The sequence below is a fragment of the Anabaena sp. PCC 7938 genome (assembly GCF_049315035.1).
Classification (GTDB): Bacteria; Cyanobacteriota; Cyanobacteriia; order Cyanobacteriales; family Nostocaceae; genus Anabaena; species Anabaena cylindrica.
In genome coordinates, this window is the sequence record NZ_CP186034.1 from 5,760,450 (window position 1) to 5,777,777 (window position 17,328).

Here is a 17,328-nt window from a genome sequence, read left to right on the forward strand (position 1 = left end):
GTTTTTGAATGATTGTTTTTGAATAATTTAAACTATCTATAAATTACCATCCTGTTAATCTTATAATCGGTGGATATCCTGATTCAGACGAATACAACTTTCATCATCAACAAACAATCTATAAATTACCATCCTGTAAATCCTTTAATCCTGGTTATCCTGATTCAGACAATTAATATTGGTGCGTTATGTCGCGTATTTAATTTATTTGTATATTTGATCATCTTTTCGCGCTTCTAACACACGCTACAAACTTTTGACTTCACGTTAGGGCGTATTACAAGTTACAAGTCTAGACGCGAGAGAAACGCCACACACCCCAACCATACCAACACCTACTAAACTCCCCAACTCCTTCCCCACCGCAAGGGAGGTGGGCTTCTGGTGCTTTTATATCAAAAGTAATATCTTTGTAGTACAACCACGAAACTCCTTTTCTCCATCCTACCTCGTCCCCGAACTTCTCCCAGATTTGGGAGTTATATTCTCTTGCTCCCCCAAAACCTTGATAAATCCTTTTTTGAACAGAGAAACCGAATTTACCATTACTGTATTTTACCCACAATTGGTCAATAGTCCAAAGATATTCACAGGGAAAATTATCAATGCTATTAACATCTAACCAACCTTCCTTTTCCCTTTTCGCAACCGCTAACATGACTCGCGTTGTTTCTTCATCAGCTTCTTTCCATTTCTCTGCTGCGAGTAAGTCACGAAGACGGGTATAATTCATACCTACTGCTGATTTTAGATCAACATTATTGACTTCTAAGGATTTATTGTTTGAATTAAAAATAATTTGATAATATTCATCATCATCGTCAAAATTATATTCACAATATTTCGATTGAACATATTGGATATAGTTAATAGTACGTTTGTAGCTAAATTCATTATTTATTTTTTTATATAGATTAGCTGCCAAATTCAAATTTTCAAGTCCGGTTTTTTTATTTCCTATTTCGCTATAATAATTTCCCTTATAGTAATATACTTCTGCAAGATATGTATAAATATTTAAGGCATAATCAGGTTCAATTTTTATTATTGTATTAAAATCCTCAAATGCACCTAGTATATCTCCTCTTTGAAAACGAAATTTTCCTCTAACATAATATGCTTTATGAAATTCAGGATTAATATTTAATGCTTGATTCAAATAGCTGATTGTTATTTCATCTATATCCATCCAACCTATTTCATCTATATAAATCCGATCTATTTCATTTAGGTTATAGTAGGTAATTGCTAAATTAAAATAGACTACAGCTTCTTTAGGATTAATTCTTATTGCTTCCTCATAATCATTAATGGCATAGTCTATATAACCCAATTCATAGTAAATAATTCCTCTGTTATTATGAGAGTAAGCATCTTTAGGATTAATGTATATTGCTTGACTATAATCATTTATAGCATCCTGGAAGTTTCCCAGTTGATGATGAATTTCTGCTCGTTTAAAATATATTTGAGCATTTCTAGGATTTATCTGCAATGCTTTACTATAATTAGTAATCGCGCCTTGATAATTTTGATTATTAACAAATTCATCACCCACTAAGATATACTTATGATAATCATAATATGTAAATAATTTTAAATTCTCTAAATAGCCATGTAAACCACCAGGATAAAGTAATTCATCTATTCCGACTAAAGTTTTATCACCAATTGATTTAATCATATTCGTTGGTAAAAAACCAGCTATAATAAGACCATATTCTTTTTCCGTTTCACTAAATTCTTCTTGACATAAAATACAAACTAAAACAGCATTTTTTTCAATTTCTTCTCTATCAATTGTCCATTGAACTTTATCAAAATATCCATAACGGGTTTTAACCTGAATACCAACTGATGGATCAGAAGTTAAAGTAAAATCAATTTTTTCATCTCCACCAATGCGTTTTTCATAATCAATTTCAGTTACAAAATCACCTAAACGGATTTTAACAACTTCCTCACCCAGCTTTCCTTTCATATTATTGAAGAAGATGTTCTTAACATCGGATTGTTGCTTGAATTTATTAGCCATCTCCCAGCAAAAATCCCGTAATTGCTTTAACCTCTCTCCAGAGATAACTGTCAACTCACTATGCTGTTCTTGATAGTGAGTACAGGAATAAATGGTACTGCTTATATTATATTTCTCTGCGTTCTCTGCGCCTCTGCGTGAAAAAAAACCAAGACACAAAAACGCACAGAAAAAACCTTTGCGTCTTTGCGCCTTTGCGTGAGATATTTCTTAACCTACATTAGCAATATAAGGACTAGTTAACTTATCCAACTGCTGAGTTAACAGACTGAGGAACAAACCCACATCAGTCACCACACCTACAGATTCTATTGAACCGCGATCGCTTAATTTTGTCACCACAGCCGGGTTAATGTCCACACAGACCATCTTCACACCCGCAGGAGTCATATTTCCCACCCCAATAGAATGCAGCATAGAAGATAACATCAAAATCATATCTGCACCTTCAATGATTTGAGAATATTCCTGTTGTGCTAAAATCAAGTTCATTTGGGTATCAGGTAAAGGGCCATCATCCCGAATTGAACCAGCGAGAGAAAAGGGGATATTATTTTTCACGCACTCATACATCACCCCACTTTTCACAACTCCCGCTTCTACCGCTTTAGCAATGCTACCAAAACGACGGACAGTGTTAATTACCTTCAAGTGATGTCGGTGGCCACCCCGCACAGCCACACCCCGCTTCATATCCACACCCAGGGATGTACCCAAGATATTTTGTTCCATATCATGAACTGCGATCGCATTTCCACCCAAAAGACCTTGAACGTAACCTTCCCGAACTAACCTACACAGATGTTCACCACCACCTGTGTGAATTACCACAGGCCCAGCCGTAACAACGACTTTACCACCGCTATCCTTAATTTTCCGTAATTCCCAAGCCACTTGTTCAACAACTAATTCCACCCGTCTTTCACTGGAAACACCAGAAGACATAAAGCTGAATTCTTGAGAATTGCGTTGTTCTCGTGATTCGGCTTTGCGGACAGTGCGGATACCTAAAACATCAACAACTACTTTGTCGCCTATTTCCAAATCACGCAGCAGTTTACATTTTGCTACTATACCATTAGCAGTTGTAGAAATTGCGATCGCACCATCCATGCGTTGATTCTGCACCTTCAGCCATTCTCCATTTACCCGGATTTCAGTCGGATAAATCGTGCTGACATAAAAATCATCAGGTGCTACACCCGCTTGAATCACAGGTTCTAACTTAGAATCTCGTTCATCTTGGGGTAAATCAACCGCACCCAAATCAATCAACTGTGATATAATCTCTTCCATCACCTCGTGGGATGGTGCAGATACCCTCACCTCAGCCGCAGATGTACTTTGACGTTGTTCTCCCAAGTTGAATTTGAGAACTTGGAAACTTCCCCCCATTTCCACAATCAAATCTAAAGCGCGGTTAATTAAACCTGCATCAAGCAAGTGTCCTTCCATGCGAATGACACGACTTTCTACAGATGCGTTAGCATGAATTTCATCACCAATTGGTTCTGTCACCCGCAAAGTCAAGCATTTAGCCGCACCACCAGCTTTGAGAAATTCAGTTAAAGGTGTTTCAATCACTTGAAAACCAACTTCAGCCAAACGTGATTTTAAACTTTCACTGGCTTTGTTCATAATGACGATGCTTTCAACATTCACCGCATTACAAGCGAAGTTAACAGCATCAGCTTCAGTAATAGCGATCCGCTTTTCAGGTGCGACACGCATTTCAATGACGCGGTTAGAGTAGGAATCAAACGCACCAGGATAATACAGCAAATAACCATTTGCTAAGGGACAGAAGCAGGTATCAAGGTGATAAAAACGCTCATCCATCAACCGCAGGGAAATCACCTCAATGTCCAGCCATTTAGCCAGGTAGGGGTGAGAATCTAATTCTGACCGGAAACCGTATCCAGCCCATAACCAACGCCCTTCTCTGTCTAGGAGTGCGTCACCAGCACCTTCAAAGGGCAGGTCTTTAGGCAGAGTGTAAACATTATAACCGTTTTGTTCAAACCAATGTTGAAAATGCGGTTCTTCACCTTGGCGTTCTTTATGTAAAAAGCGGCTGAGAACGACATTTTCACCGAGGACTAAACCTGCATTGGCACTGAATACCATATCAGGCCAGCCTTTTTCTGGGGCAACTAAATCAACAATGGCGTGATTTTTGATAACATTGTATAATTTATTCCATTGTTCCACCGCGCGATCGCGTGAGGACTTGTGAATATTCCCTTCCATCCAAGGATTAATCACATAATCCACATCATAATGGTCAGGAGCGCACATTAAAAACCGAATTTGGGAAACCATAAAAATTTTTACTTCGCTTTTCAGTAATCTCTTCTGGATACAGAGTTTTGGTGTTCTCAGTCTGTCAAATCTGCTACTTAATCCCTACCTTTTGCTCTTGGTAGGCTTTATAAGGATATCTTCATTATTCTATTACTGCTAGGGACAAACTGAGGACATGAAGCAAAAAAGGTTTATGAAGAGATGTCAACTGCTGGCATTTACCTTCTTGTGTATAATTATTTAATGGCATTAATTTGATTTTTTATGGTGTCGTTTAATGACTGAGCAAAAGTATAAACATACTACAAAAACTGTTCGTTGCGGGCATTGTGGCAATAAAACTCTGATGAAAGTTATTAGTGAAGGTGAGTATAGAAAAGACATATATTATGATTCAGATTTTGAATACGACTGTTGGGAAATTTATAAAATTCAAAGCTTATTATGTCCTAATTGTGAAGATTTTAATATTATTAAATTTGTTGAAAATTGGGATTCCAATAAAATAGAGATGTGTTACGAACCTGAATGGGTGACAGAAATTATATATCTATATCCTCTGTTAAAAGAATTTGCTGATATATCTCCTAAAGCCCAAGATATTAGAGATACATTTCGAGAAGCGAGAACTTGTTTTCAAGGTGAACTATACACATCAAGTGTAGTAATGTGTCGAAAAACAATGGAAATGCTATGTTTATATTTTAAAATTGAACAGCCAGGTAATTTGCATGGAAAGCTTGCGAAAATGCGAGATGAAGAAATTATTGATAATAAATTTTATGAATGGGCTAATGTTTTAAAGTCTTTTGGTAATGAAGCTGTACACAGTTCTGAAAAATTTTCTAAGGAAGATACGCAAGACATTCTTGATTTTACATACGCGTTAGTAGAATATTGTATTGATTTTGATTATAAATTTCAACAACTACTGGAAAGACGAGGAAAAGTACAACCATCTCCAGATTTAGAAACAACGACTTTAACAGAAGAAACCATTCACAATCTTGTCCAAAAACTAGATGACAATGAAACATCAGCAGTACGCTACTATGCGGCTAGTACACTTGCTAAAATAAATATAGAAATTGACAAAGTAATCCCAGTATTCCTGAGTCTAATCAATAGCACTAAATTTAGTAAAGATGCGACCAATTATTTAAAATCTATTGGTTCAAAAGCTATTCCAGAACTCATTAATGCTTTAGAAAAGCATACTAGCCATAATGTTCGTTCTGCTGCTGCCACCATATTAGGCGATATTGGAACAAATAACCCTGATGTAATAGAATCTCTTGTTAAGGCATTGAAAGATCCAAATGATGATGTTCAGTATAAAGCAGGAATAGCACTGGAAAAACTTGATAATATTGCTATTGATGCTTTTGTTAAAATATATCCTTTACCACCAGGATCGTAGTCTTAAATGAAAATCAAATTCTCTAATTTAGGTAGTATTCAAGAAACAGAGTTGGATTTGCGTCCTCTGACAGTAATTATTGGACCTAATAACTCAGGTAAAACTTATATTGCTTATTCTACCTATGGGTTGTGGCAGCGTGCTTGCAGAAGTATCAGTTTTAAACAAGACCTGAATCTAATAAAATTCACGCACGAACAGGAAGGTAATTGGTCACTAATAATAGATGATAATGTGTTAGATTTTTTTATTACAGATGCTAAAAATGCAGCAGAACAATTCCAAGGTGATACTTTAGAATCATTTTTTCAAGATTCAAGTCGTAAACTTTTTTCTAAAACATCGTTTGAAATAATAGTTTCTCGTAAAGAGGTGGAAGATGCAATCAATCACTTAACTCATCAAGATCCCTTTGTTTTGATAGATGGATCTTTACTCAAATTTAGTCGTCAAGGCAATATTTTATATGCTCAAGTAAATATAGAGAAAACAAATAACAATAGAAGAATAATAAATATTGTTAATATGTTAGAAAATGATAGTAAAACTCCTCCAGATGACTTATTTTTCTTTCTCATTAAAGAGATACTTTTTTATACTGAAATTTTTCCTTTTCCCGTGGAAAGAAATGCTTTTATAAATACCTATAAAATGCTGGAAAATAGCCGTTATAAATTTCTTAAAGAAACTCAAAGACAATTATTTAGTAACAGTTCAGAAAGACGACTCAAACTACTAAGAGAACAAGGTGATATTCGTTATCCAAAACCAGTAGAAGATTTTTTAGATTTCTTGTCTGAAATAGAACTTCAAAAAACACCGAAAATTAATCCAAGCGATAAGAATGAATTTCAGAAGTTAGCTGATGAAATTGAGGAACAACTACAAAACAAAAATAAAACTAATCTAAAACCTACTAAGCTAGGTGGAAAAGAAATAAAAGTTTTAGTTAAAAAAGGTTTAGAAATTGATCTATATAATGCTTCATCTTCTATCAGGCAACTTGCACCATTACTTTTATATTTAAGATTTCGCGCAAGTAAAGGTGATTTTGTGGTAGTAGATGAACCAGAGATGAACTTACACCCAGAATCACAAGCAAAGCTACTGGAAGCATTATCTATTCTTGTTAATTTTGGTGTGAGAATTTTACTCACAACCCATAGTCCTTATATTATGGCACATTTGAATAATTTAGTTAATGGTAATCATGAAAATCCTGAAATATTAAAACGTCAATCTTCATCTTTATATCTTCAAGATGAAAGAGCATTTTTACCTATTGATAAAGTTAGTGCGTATGAAATGAAAGATAATAAATTAGTTTCATTAAATGATCCAGATTATGGCATTAGATGGGATACTTTAAGTGATGTTGCTGTAGATATTCAACAAAAGTTTTTTGAAATTTATGAAGCAGGACAAGAAAAAGCATATGAAACAGAAGAATAGTCTTGCTCAACTTCTCAAGGATAAAAAAGATAAACTTGATTGGCAAAATTTTAACTTTCTAGAAAATCTGCTAGTATTCTGTACAGTACCAGGAAGAACTGTTCCTAAAGAAAGTGGAGTACATTTTCGGATAACATTAGATTCTCAAAATCAAGCTATATGTATTTTGCTTGAAATAGATAGAAGAAATGATCCTCTAATTAGAAATCAAGCATTAAAGCGTCCAGATTATATGTCTCTTTATATTGATTCTAAATCTTGCATTTGCACCATTATTGAAATGAAAGGTAAGAATCACAATTCTTTAGAAAATGGAATTGAACAAATTTTAAAATTGAAAGAAATTCTACAAACTGAAATTTCCACTCATTTACCTAGCAAACTAAAAGTTAAATATCAAGGAATTTTATTGACACCATATAATTCACAAGTCCCAGATAAAAAAATAGCAGAAGAGGCTTTAAAAGGTTTTGTTATTTTACCTATTAAATATGATCACAAAGCCGAATTATATCCTTATGTTTCAAAACCAAATAAGATAACAGATAGATATAATCATCAAGAAATTACTAAATCAAATGCTTTGTTTATTGAACAAATTTTAACAACAATAGCATTACCAAAACGTATACCTGATGACTACTATTCTAGCAATTTTTTAGTCGGGAATGATAGAGAAGGAATTTATATCAACTATTTATTACCAAATGACAGCGATTATATAACTTTATTAGCTAATACAAAATATACTGAAATTAATATAGAGGACAATGAAGAACAGGAAAAAATAAAAAATGAATTAGATTTACTCAATCTGATAAATAGATTAGCAATCAAGTTTTCAAATAACCAAATATCAAATTATGAAAACTATCAGAAGAAAATTTAATTTTTATGCCCCCCAAAAATAATAGTAGAAAATAAGAGACTTGCGGCATTGCTGAATTAGGGTATGCAATTGAAAAATCAATGATTTCAAACTCTTACTCTCTGTGACTCTGCGCCTCTGCGTGAAACAAAATCATACTCTTAATCAGCAACGCCAAAAGATCAATAATAATTGAACGCAGATATAGCTTGCTATATTGTAAATGCCATTTTAACAATGCAAAAATTCTTTTCAGAAAAAGAACAGAGTGAAATAGAAAAAGCTGGGACTTATTTTAGATTAAAACTAGTACATGTATGTTTCTATAGAAAAAATAAAGCTATGAAGGTTAGGGACTAAATACTTATGCGTAAAAACTCGTATTTCTGTAGAAATACTTACTGTGGTTTCCACTTTCTTTAATCAGTTTTCCCCGTAGCAGAAAAAAATTATACTTTAGTAACCCTACTAATTGACCACTTTGATATAAAGTCTGTTATTATAGTGGTCATATTTTATAGGTTCTGAAATTCCTTCTATATATACAATTTCGCAGTTTTTGACTTCTTGTTTTTATCTCTTTATGAGAAATCAGGGTTTGAAGATAGTGGGAAAGAGCAGTATAGTAGAAAGTTATTATTCTTTGATATGCTAGTCAAAAAGGCTACTTTTTTTATCCGACAGCATTAGAGTATAACTTAGTAAGCGAATGGTGTTTTTTTTTGATTACGTCAAAGCGTTAGGAGCATACTGTTTGATTACAACATCATGTGAAGTGTAGATGATAGACATCTATTAAAAATGTGCCGAGTCAAGGTAAGCTTGGAGCAGCCTAATTGTGATGATTGCTCAACCAAAAAGAACTTACCTCAAGAACAAATCTCATGTCTCTACTGCTAAAGTTCTAGCCCAAAGAATACAGAAGATTAATACACCTTGAAAGGGTTAGTTCTGGTGTTTACCACTACCGATTTGCCAATATGTTTAGTATTTCCAGATATCAGATAACTGAAAAACTCTATAATGGTTCCAGGACAATGGTTTGTCGCAAGCATCAAAAAACTGATCGAAACCCTGTAGTTAGCGAATCTTTTGTATTAGAAGAACGAGATATTAGACATCGCTTGACCATTTCCGAAAAATTATATGGTCGAGAAAAAGAAGTCAAAGAACGACTAGAAGCATTTGAGAGAGTATCCGTTTTTTTTACAAAAATATTTAATAATAATTTAAGTATTACCCCTGAGAAAAAACTTTTTGCTTGCAGTTTTGTTGTGGCAACTTTGCTGTGCAACTATCAACAAGCGATGTCTAGGACGGGCTACGTCTACGCTCAAACTCCCGATCCCACTTCATTACCATCAGAGATTAATCCCTTACCTTCTGATGTGCTACCACAGCCATCAATGCCAGAAGAACAACTACTTCCTCCCTTGGAACTACCGGATCAATCAATACCGGGACAGGATGATGCTAATGCCAAATTTCAAGTCGATCGCATTGAAGTTGTCGGGAGTACAGTTTTCACACCAGAGCAGTTTGCCGCAATTACAAATCCTTTCGTGGGCAAGGAATTAACATTTGTAGAATTGCTACAAATTAAAGATGTCATTACCAAGTTCTACACTGACAAAGGTTATGTCACCACAGGGGCGTTAATTACACCGCAGACACTAGAAGCTGGGACAGTCAAAATTCAGGTAATCGAAGGTAGTCTGCAAGAAATCAAAATCACTGGTAATCGACGATTACAGACTGGATACATCCGCGATCGCATTCAACTAGGAGCGAAAAAACCCCTGAATGTGCCGCGCTTAATGGAAAAATTACAACTACTCCGCCTCGATCCGCGCATTCAAAACCTCTCAGCAGAGTTACAAATGGGTGTAATTCCAGGAACCAATATCTTGCAAGTAGAGGTACAAGAAGCCGACACCTTCTCTCTCACCACAACCATAGATAATGGGCGATCGCCTAGTGTGGGCAGCTTTCGGCGGGGAGTGGATCTTCAAGAAGCCAATTTACTCGGTTTAGGTGACACCCTCAGCGTGGGATACGCCAATACCGATGGTAGTAATGCCATCAACGTGAATTACAAACTACCGATTAATGCCCACAATGGCACCATATCTTTAGGTTTTAACCAAGGTTGGAACCGCGTGATTGAAGAACCATTCAGCGTTCTGGATATTCAATCAAATACCACATCTTACGAATTGAGTTATCGCCAACCACTCATACAAAAGCCCACTCAAGAATTAGCAATGGGGCTATCATTCTCACGCCAAGAAAGCCAAACTGAATTAGGTCTGGATAATATTGGTGGATTTCCTTTATCACCCGGTGCAGATGCCGACGGTAAAACTAACATATCTGCCCTACGCTTTTTTCAAGATTATACCCAGCGCAGCACCAGCCAAGTCTTTGCAGCGCGATCGCAATTTAGCTTTGGTGTAGATTGGTTCGGGGCTAACGTTAGTGACAATGCCCCAGATAGTCGCTTTTTCGCTTGGCGAGGACAGGCGCAGTGGGTGCGAAAGTTGGCATCTGACACCCTGTTTTTAGTCAGGGGCGATTTGCAATTAGCAGCAGATTCTCTAGTACCATTAGAGCAATTTGGGCTTGGTGGACAAATCAGTGTGCGGGGCTATCGCCAAGACACATTACTTACAGATAATGGATTGTTGTTTTCAGCAGAATTGCGGTTGCCGATAGTGCGTGCCGCTAACATTGGCGGAGTACTACAACTAACACCTTTTATTGATGTGGGTCAAGGTTGGAACACCAAGGGCGATAATCCATCAACAAGTACATTAGTGGGTACCGGCTTAGGACTACTGTGGAAACAGGGTAATAACTTCTCAGCCCGCCTAGATTGGGGTATTCCCCTGGTTTCTGTAGAAGGTGAAAAGAGCAGTCTCCAGGAAAATGGTTTGTACTTTTCAGTGAGCTATTCACCATTTTAAAAAAAACAATCAAAAAGCACTGAGACCACCCCAACCATAAACATTTCGGATGGGGAAAAGGTCTTTGTTTTTCAGAGAATGCTGAATGGATCTATAGGACTCCTATTTGATTTTTGATAGCTTGCGTGGCGTAGCCATACAAGACTCGGTAGGTATCAATTCTGTCTTTCCTGTTCCCTGACTACACAAGTAAATTTAGGAATCAAACCGGATTCCTAATATAATGAGTTGACCTATCTTTTTGTATGGGAATAATTTCATACCTTATACCATCGAGGATGTACGATGAATTGGACTATTTTCTTGGCTGCACTTGGCAGTACAAGTATTGAATTTTTGGAAGTGGTAGCGATCGCCTATGCTATTGGTAGTTCTGGCTATGTTCAAGAAGCCCTATGGGGTTCCCTCGTCGGGTTGATAGTGGTATTAGCTGGGGCGATTACTCTAGGAACTGGGTTACAATCTTTACCACTACAACCATTGCAAATCTTGATTGGGGCGCTGTTGTTGTGGTTTGGTTGGAGATGGGTGCAGAAATCTGTACGCAGACTAGCAACCGGAAAAAGAGCAGGTTGGATTGATGATCATATATTAGAAAAAGAAGGTATTACTTTAGACGAAGAATCATTAGGATTTAGCAAACTCAATTTCCTGATTATGACCAAAAGCGTAGCTCTGGAAGCCTTAGAAATTGTTGTGATTGTCACTACTTTGGGTTTAGCAACAAGTGATTGGTATGAGGCGCTCACAGGTACAGCCTTGGCTTTGCTATTATCTTTAGTGATGGTAATTTCATTGCATCAATATTTGGTAAAACTGCCAGAAGTTCTAATCAAACTTGGTGCAGGAATTATGCTCAGTGCAATGGGGACTTTTTGGTTAGGCGAAGGTATCGAGTTAGAATTTCCCTTTGATGAATTTTCAATCTTGATTTTAATTACTTTATATAGTCTGACGGCTGCAATTTCAGTATACTGGCTTAAAAATCAACCTGATAGCATGAGAAACTAATAACAGCCATATTTCTGCATTAATCATGTTATTAAAAATGCCTATTTAGGGAACAATAAGTTGAAATCAAGTCCAGGAAATTATTAGCCATGAGAGTTAGACCCTTTCTATTGATGTTAACAACTGGGTTATTAACTCCAGAAATCATGCTTACATCAATATTTCTATGGAGTTGCGGTGCATTGGCGAAGCCGACCGTAGGTATCGCTCAAGTCACATCTGATGGTACTACTAACACCATTGTTAACCCCAATGGCAATAATTTTAATATCCTTAATGGCATTGAAAAAGGTAATAATTTATTTCACAGCTTCAGCAACTTCTCAGTACCTACAGGTGGTTCAGCAACATTTGATTTAACCAATACGCCCAACATTACAACTATATTTAGTCGGGTAACAGGTGGCAATATTTCTCATATTGATGGGTTAATTCAGACTCTTAACGGTAATAACCCAGCCAGTTTATTTTTGATGAATCCCAATGGAATTGTGTTTGGGCAAAACGCCAGTTTGAATATTGGCGGTTCTTTTGTAGGGACAACAGCGAATAGCATTAAATTTGCAGATGGAATAGAGTTTAGTGCTGTGACTGCAAATACAACTCCTTTGCTGACTATGAGCGTACCAATTGGGCTACAGTTTGGTGGTCATCCGGGAACAATATCCGTTGAGGGAACAGGTCATAATCACAAATTGAATGGCACAAGTCCTGTTTCTGGATTAACCAGTTCCAATGGGTTAAACCTGTCATCAGAAAAAACACTAGCTCTGGTGGGGGGTGATCTTTTCCTCAACAGTAGCTTTCTGTCTGCACCAGGAGGACGAATAGAACTAGGAAGCATCACTCAAGGCAATGTAAATATCAATCTAACTTCTCAAGCTTTAACACTTAGCTATCCTCACGACAACTATAGCTTTGGTAATATTCAGATGAGCCAACGTGCTGTAGCATCTGTTCGAGGAACGACTCCGGGGTCGATACAAATTCAGGGAAAACAGATCAATCTGCTGGATGGTTCTTTGGTAGTAGTACAAAATTTAGGTAGCCAGACTGCGGGTGACATTACCATCAATGCCACAGAATCGTTACAAGTGATTGGTATGTCTTCAGACTTTCAAAGTTCCAGCGGTATAGTCAATGAAACTCTACAAGCGGGGGCAGCAGGAAATATTGCCATTACGACCCCAAAACTAACCATTGATCAAGGTGCGATCGTTATTAACCGTACCTATAATTCGGCACGTAGTGGTAATATCGTAGTCAAAGCAAATGAAGTGTCAGTAGGTGGAATTGACCCGGCTAATCCTTCACTTTTCCCGATCTTTGGCGTGTTAATGGCTGCAACTTATGGAAGTGGCCACGGTGGAGATTTATGGCTCTCTACTGATCGCCTGACAATTTTTGGTGGTGGCAATGTTGGTACTAGAAGCTTTGCCACTGGCAATGGTGGTAATGTGAATATCAATGCCGATACTGTTCAGGTATCAAGTTTAAATACCCTTCCAGGATCTCTATTGATTAGTCTGCTATCAGCTAATACTTTTAGTTCGGGGGATGCAGGCAATCTTCAAATTGATACCCGCACACTGTCGATTCAAGATGGGGGCTTAGTTTCAGTTTCTACTATAAATATTGGGAATGCAGGCAATCTTACTATCAATGCCACTAACTCAATCGACGTAGGCGGAATGAAAGACCCACAAAATCCCAGTTACATTGGAGCGGTTGCCCGTTTATTCACTATCGGAAATCGTGATAATAGAGACTCTACTGCGAAAGCCGGTAGCGTCACAATTAATACTCCTAAATTAACCATTCATGATGGGGGAAGAGTTTTTGTTCAAAACGAAGTTCTAGGTGATGCAGGTATTTTAAAAATTAATGCGAATACCTTACATCTTGACAAAAATGCTAGTCTTTTAGCATCCACAAAAGTCGGTGAAGGCGGCAACATAGAACTCCATATGCAGGATATATTACTAATGCGTCATGGCAGTTTCATTAATGCAGAAGCTGGTGGTAGTGGCAATGGTGGCAATATTAAAATTAATGCCCCGAACATTGTCGGTTTAGAAAACAGTGATATTATTGCTAATGCCGTCAATGGCAAAGGTGGAAATATTGATATTTCCACTCAAGGGATTTTCGGCTTGCAATTCCGTGACCAACTTACCTTTGAAAGTGATATTACTGCCAGTTCCCAATTTGGGATTAACGGTACAGTTGATATTAATAATTTTGGCGTTGACCCCAGTTCTGGTTTAGTGGAATTACCTGAAAATGTTACAGATTCATCTCAGCAAATAGCTACAGGTTGTTCTAATAATACTGGCAGCAGTTTTGTCGCTACAGGACGGGGGGGAGTACCCCAAAATCCTTCTCAAGAGGTGAGGAGCGATGTTTACAACTGGCTACGCCTAGGCTCTTGGTCGGATATCCGTGACATCTCTGCATATCGTGGAAATAGTGCATCAGCCCAAATACCACCATCTCCAAAAACTTTGATTTCAGCTACTTCTTGGCATCGTAATCCTGAAGGTAAAATTGAGTTAGTTGCGGATCAATCTCCCATTCAGGTGCAACAATTATTAACCTGTGCTGCTGTTCCTAAAAGTTAATCATGTTATAAAAAAGACTATTTAGGGAACAATAAGTTGAAATCAAGTCCAGGAAATTATTAGCCATGAGAGTTAGACCCTTTCCATTGATGTTAACAACTGGGTTATTAACTCCAGAAATCATGCTTACAGCAATATTTCTATGGAGTTGCGGTGCGTTGGCGAAGCCGACCGTAGGTATCGCTCAAGTCACATCTGATGGTACTACTAACACCATTGTTAACCCCAGTGGTAATAATTTTAATATTCTTAATGGCATTGAAAAAGGTAATAATTTATTTCACAGCTTCAGCAACTTCTCAGTACCTACAGGTGGTTCAGCAACCTTTGATTTAACCAATACGCCCAACATTACAACTATATTTAGTCGGGTAACAGGTGGGAATATTTCTCATATTGATGGGTTAATTCAGACTCTTAACGGTAATAACCCAGCCAGTTTATTTTTGATGAATCCCAACGGAATTGTGTTTGGTCAAAATGCCTCGTTGAATATTGGCGGGTCATTTGTGGGGACAACAGCAAATAGTATTAAGTTTAGCGATGGTGTAGATTTTAGTGCTGAGAATGCTTCAGGTAGCCCCTTACTGACTATGAGTATACCTGTGGGTTTGCAAATGGGAAGTAATCCCGCTGCAATTAACGTCAATAACACTGGACATCGTTTGACATTCCTGATTCACCCTTTGATATCTTCTCCAGATCGCAGCAATAATCCGCTGGGGTTAAGCGTTAACTCTGACAATACCCTGGCATTAGTAGGGGGAGAAATCGCTTTAGATGGTGGCGTGTTAAATGCACCTTCTGGACATATTGAACTTGGTAGCGCCAGTAATGGCACAGTTAATCTCAACACCTCCGTTCCTATTTGGAGTTTTGATTATGGTAATCTCCAACAATTTGGTAATATTCAGCTTTCCCATCAATCCCTTACTGATGCCAGTGGTACTCCTGCGGGTTCTATTCACTTCCAAGGTCGAAATATTAGCTTGAATGATGCTTCTGCGGCCTTATTAGTTAATCAAGGAAGTAGCAATTCTGGCGATATCAGCATGAATGCGAGTGAGTCGTTAGCACTGTGGGGATTTGGTACCAATGGATTTCCGCAAAGTATGTTGCGTGCTGATAACTTCGGCGATGGTGAAGGGGGTAATATCCTAGTTTCTGCTTCACAAATATTTCTCAAAGATGGGGGCGCACTTCATGGCATCAATTTTGGTCAAGGTGCAGGAAGTAATATCTCTGTCGAAATTGGAGATTTGCTTCACATTGTGGGACTATCACCGATTAGCGGATTTGCCAGTTCACTGAACACAATTACCAGAGGTTCTGGAAAAAGTGGTGATATTCGAGTAGTTACTAACAAATTACAGATTTTAGATGGTGCTGTAATTGGCAATTCTCCCTGGGGAAATGGCGCAGGAGGCAATACCACGATTAATGCTTCTGACTTCATCGAAGTGATCGGAGAAAATCCACAAAACCTGGCCGCAAGCGTAATAGTAGCAGGCACCTTTAGCCAAGCAAACGCGGGTCAATTAACTATTAACACCCCTAAACTAAGATTGAGAGATGGAGGAGGTATAGTTGCCTCTACCGTAAATAGTGGCAATGGCGGAGATTTGTTCATCAATGTTTCAGACAGTATTGAAGTCAGTGGAGTCGGTAGTATTTCTGGTCTTCCTAGCCGAATAGGTGCTAGAGGAGAATTGCTGGCACCACCCATTCGGCAACTATTTGGATTACCAGATGTGATCACAGGTAATACAGGTAAACTCATCCTCAATACCTCGCACTTGCAGATTACAGATGGGGCAATTGTCGGGGTTGACCATCAAGGTGTTGGTGATGCCGGAAAACTTGAAATTAATGCGGGTTCAATCCGACTTGACAATGGTGGTAGTCTTACCGCCGCTACGGCTGAGGGTGAAGGTGGTAACGTTTTTGTCCAAGCAAACGACTTGATCATGCGTCATGGTAGTTCACTTGTTACTAATGCAGGTGGTATTGGTAATGGAGGCAACATCACCATCAACTCCCCCATCATTCTGGGATTAGAAAATAGTGATATCGTCGCCAATGCAGTCCAAGGTAATGGCGGTAATATTAACATCACAACCCAAGGCATATTCGGGTTAAAATACCGCAACGAACTCACTTCGGAAAACGATATTACAGCGAGTTCTCAATTTGGTGTTAATGGTACAGTAGATATTAATAATTTTGGCGTTGACCCCAGTTCTGGGTTAGTGGAATTACCAGAGAATGTGACAGACTCTTCGCAACAAATAGCTACAGGTTGTTCTCATGATGCTGGCAGCAGTTTTGTCGCCACAGGACGGGGTGGAATACCGCAAAATCCCACTCAACAGGCGAGGAACGATGTCTACAACTGGCTACGCCTAGGCTCTTGGACTGATATCCGTGACATCTCTGCATATCGTGGAAATATTGCATCAGCCCAAATACCACCATCTCCAAAAACTTTGATTTCAGCTACTTCTTGGCATCGTAATCCTGAAGGTAAAATAGAGTTAATTGCCGATAAATCTCCCATCCAGGTGCAACAATCATTCACCTGTGCTGCCGTTTCTAAAAGTTAGTCATGTTATCAAAGAAGCCTTTATAGGGAACAATAAGTTGAAATCAAG

General features: G+C 37.8%; 9 protein-coding genes. 7 read left to right on the forward strand and 2 right to left on the reverse strand.

The window, feature by feature from the left end; all coding sequences use genetic code 11:
* Nucleotides 1-292: 292 nt before the first annotated feature.
* Both ACOWPH_RS25740 and ACOWPH_RS25745 read right to left on the reverse strand, forming a co-directional pair.
* Nucleotides 293-2,035, reverse strand: a complete 1,743-nt coding sequence (locus ACOWPH_RS25740; protein ID WP_242043091.1) for a GUN4 domain-containing protein — start codon at nt 2,033-2,035, stop codon at nt 293-295.
* 210 nt (nt 2,036-2,245) lie between these two features.
* Complete coding sequence (locus ACOWPH_RS25745) at nt 2,246-4,357, reverse strand: TIGR00300 family protein (protein WP_015212957.1); 2,112 nt, start codon at nt 4,355-4,357, stop codon at nt 2,246-2,248.
* Between the two features lie 259 nt (nt 4,358-4,616).
* Here ACOWPH_RS25745 and ACOWPH_RS25750 point away from each other — a divergent pair, with 259 nt between their 5' ends.
* The 7 genes from ACOWPH_RS25750 to ACOWPH_RS25780 all read left to right on the forward strand — a co-directional run bounded on the left by ACOWPH_RS25750 (nt 4,617) and on the right by ACOWPH_RS25780 (nt 17,280).
* The gene (locus ACOWPH_RS25750; protein ID WP_015212958.1) at nt 4,617-5,759 is read left to right on the forward strand and encodes a DUF4145 domain-containing protein; all 1,143 of its coding nucleotides are present in this window, start codon (nt 4,617-4,619) and stop codon (nt 5,757-5,759) included.
* 6 nt (nt 5,760-5,765) lie between these two features.
* On the forward strand, nt 5,766-7,211 hold the full coding sequence (locus tag ACOWPH_RS25755) for an AAA family ATPase (protein WP_015212959.1): 1,446 nt from the start codon (nt 5,766-5,768) through the stop codon (nt 7,209-7,211).
* Nucleotides 7,171-8,100 carry a hypothetical protein gene (locus ACOWPH_RS25760; protein WP_042464545.1) on the forward strand — a complete coding sequence of 310 codons (930 nt, stop codon included), beginning with the start codon at nt 7,171-7,173 and terminating at the stop codon, nt 8,098-8,100. Before ACOWPH_RS25755 ends, ACOWPH_RS25760 begins: the two co-directional genes overlap by 41 nt.
* 1,286 nt (nt 8,101-9,386) lie before the next feature.
* Nucleotides 9,387-11,045, forward strand: coding sequence for a ShlB/FhaC/HecB family hemolysin secretion/activation protein (locus tag ACOWPH_RS25765; protein WP_015212961.1), 1,659 nt, complete (start codon nt 9,387-9,389; stop codon nt 11,043-11,045).
* Between the two features lie 285 nt (nt 11,046-11,330).
* Nucleotides 11,331-12,056 carry a COG4280 domain-containing protein gene (locus ACOWPH_RS25770; RefSeq protein ID WP_015212962.1) on the forward strand — a complete coding sequence of 242 codons (726 nt, stop codon included), beginning with the start codon at nt 11,331-11,333 and terminating at the stop codon, nt 12,054-12,056.
* Between the two features lie 89 nt (nt 12,057-12,145).
* The gene (locus ACOWPH_RS25775) at nt 12,146-14,677 is read left to right on the forward strand and encodes a filamentous hemagglutinin N-terminal domain-containing protein (RefSeq protein ID WP_015212963.1); all 2,532 of its coding nucleotides are present in this window, start codon (nt 12,146-12,148) and stop codon (nt 14,675-14,677) included.
* 65 nt (nt 14,678-14,742) lie between these two features.
* Nucleotides 14,743-17,280, forward strand: a complete 2,538-nt coding sequence (locus ACOWPH_RS25780) for a filamentous hemagglutinin N-terminal domain-containing protein (RefSeq protein WP_015212964.1) — start codon at nt 14,743-14,745, stop codon at nt 17,278-17,280.
* Nucleotides 17,281-17,328 lie beyond the last annotated feature (48 nt).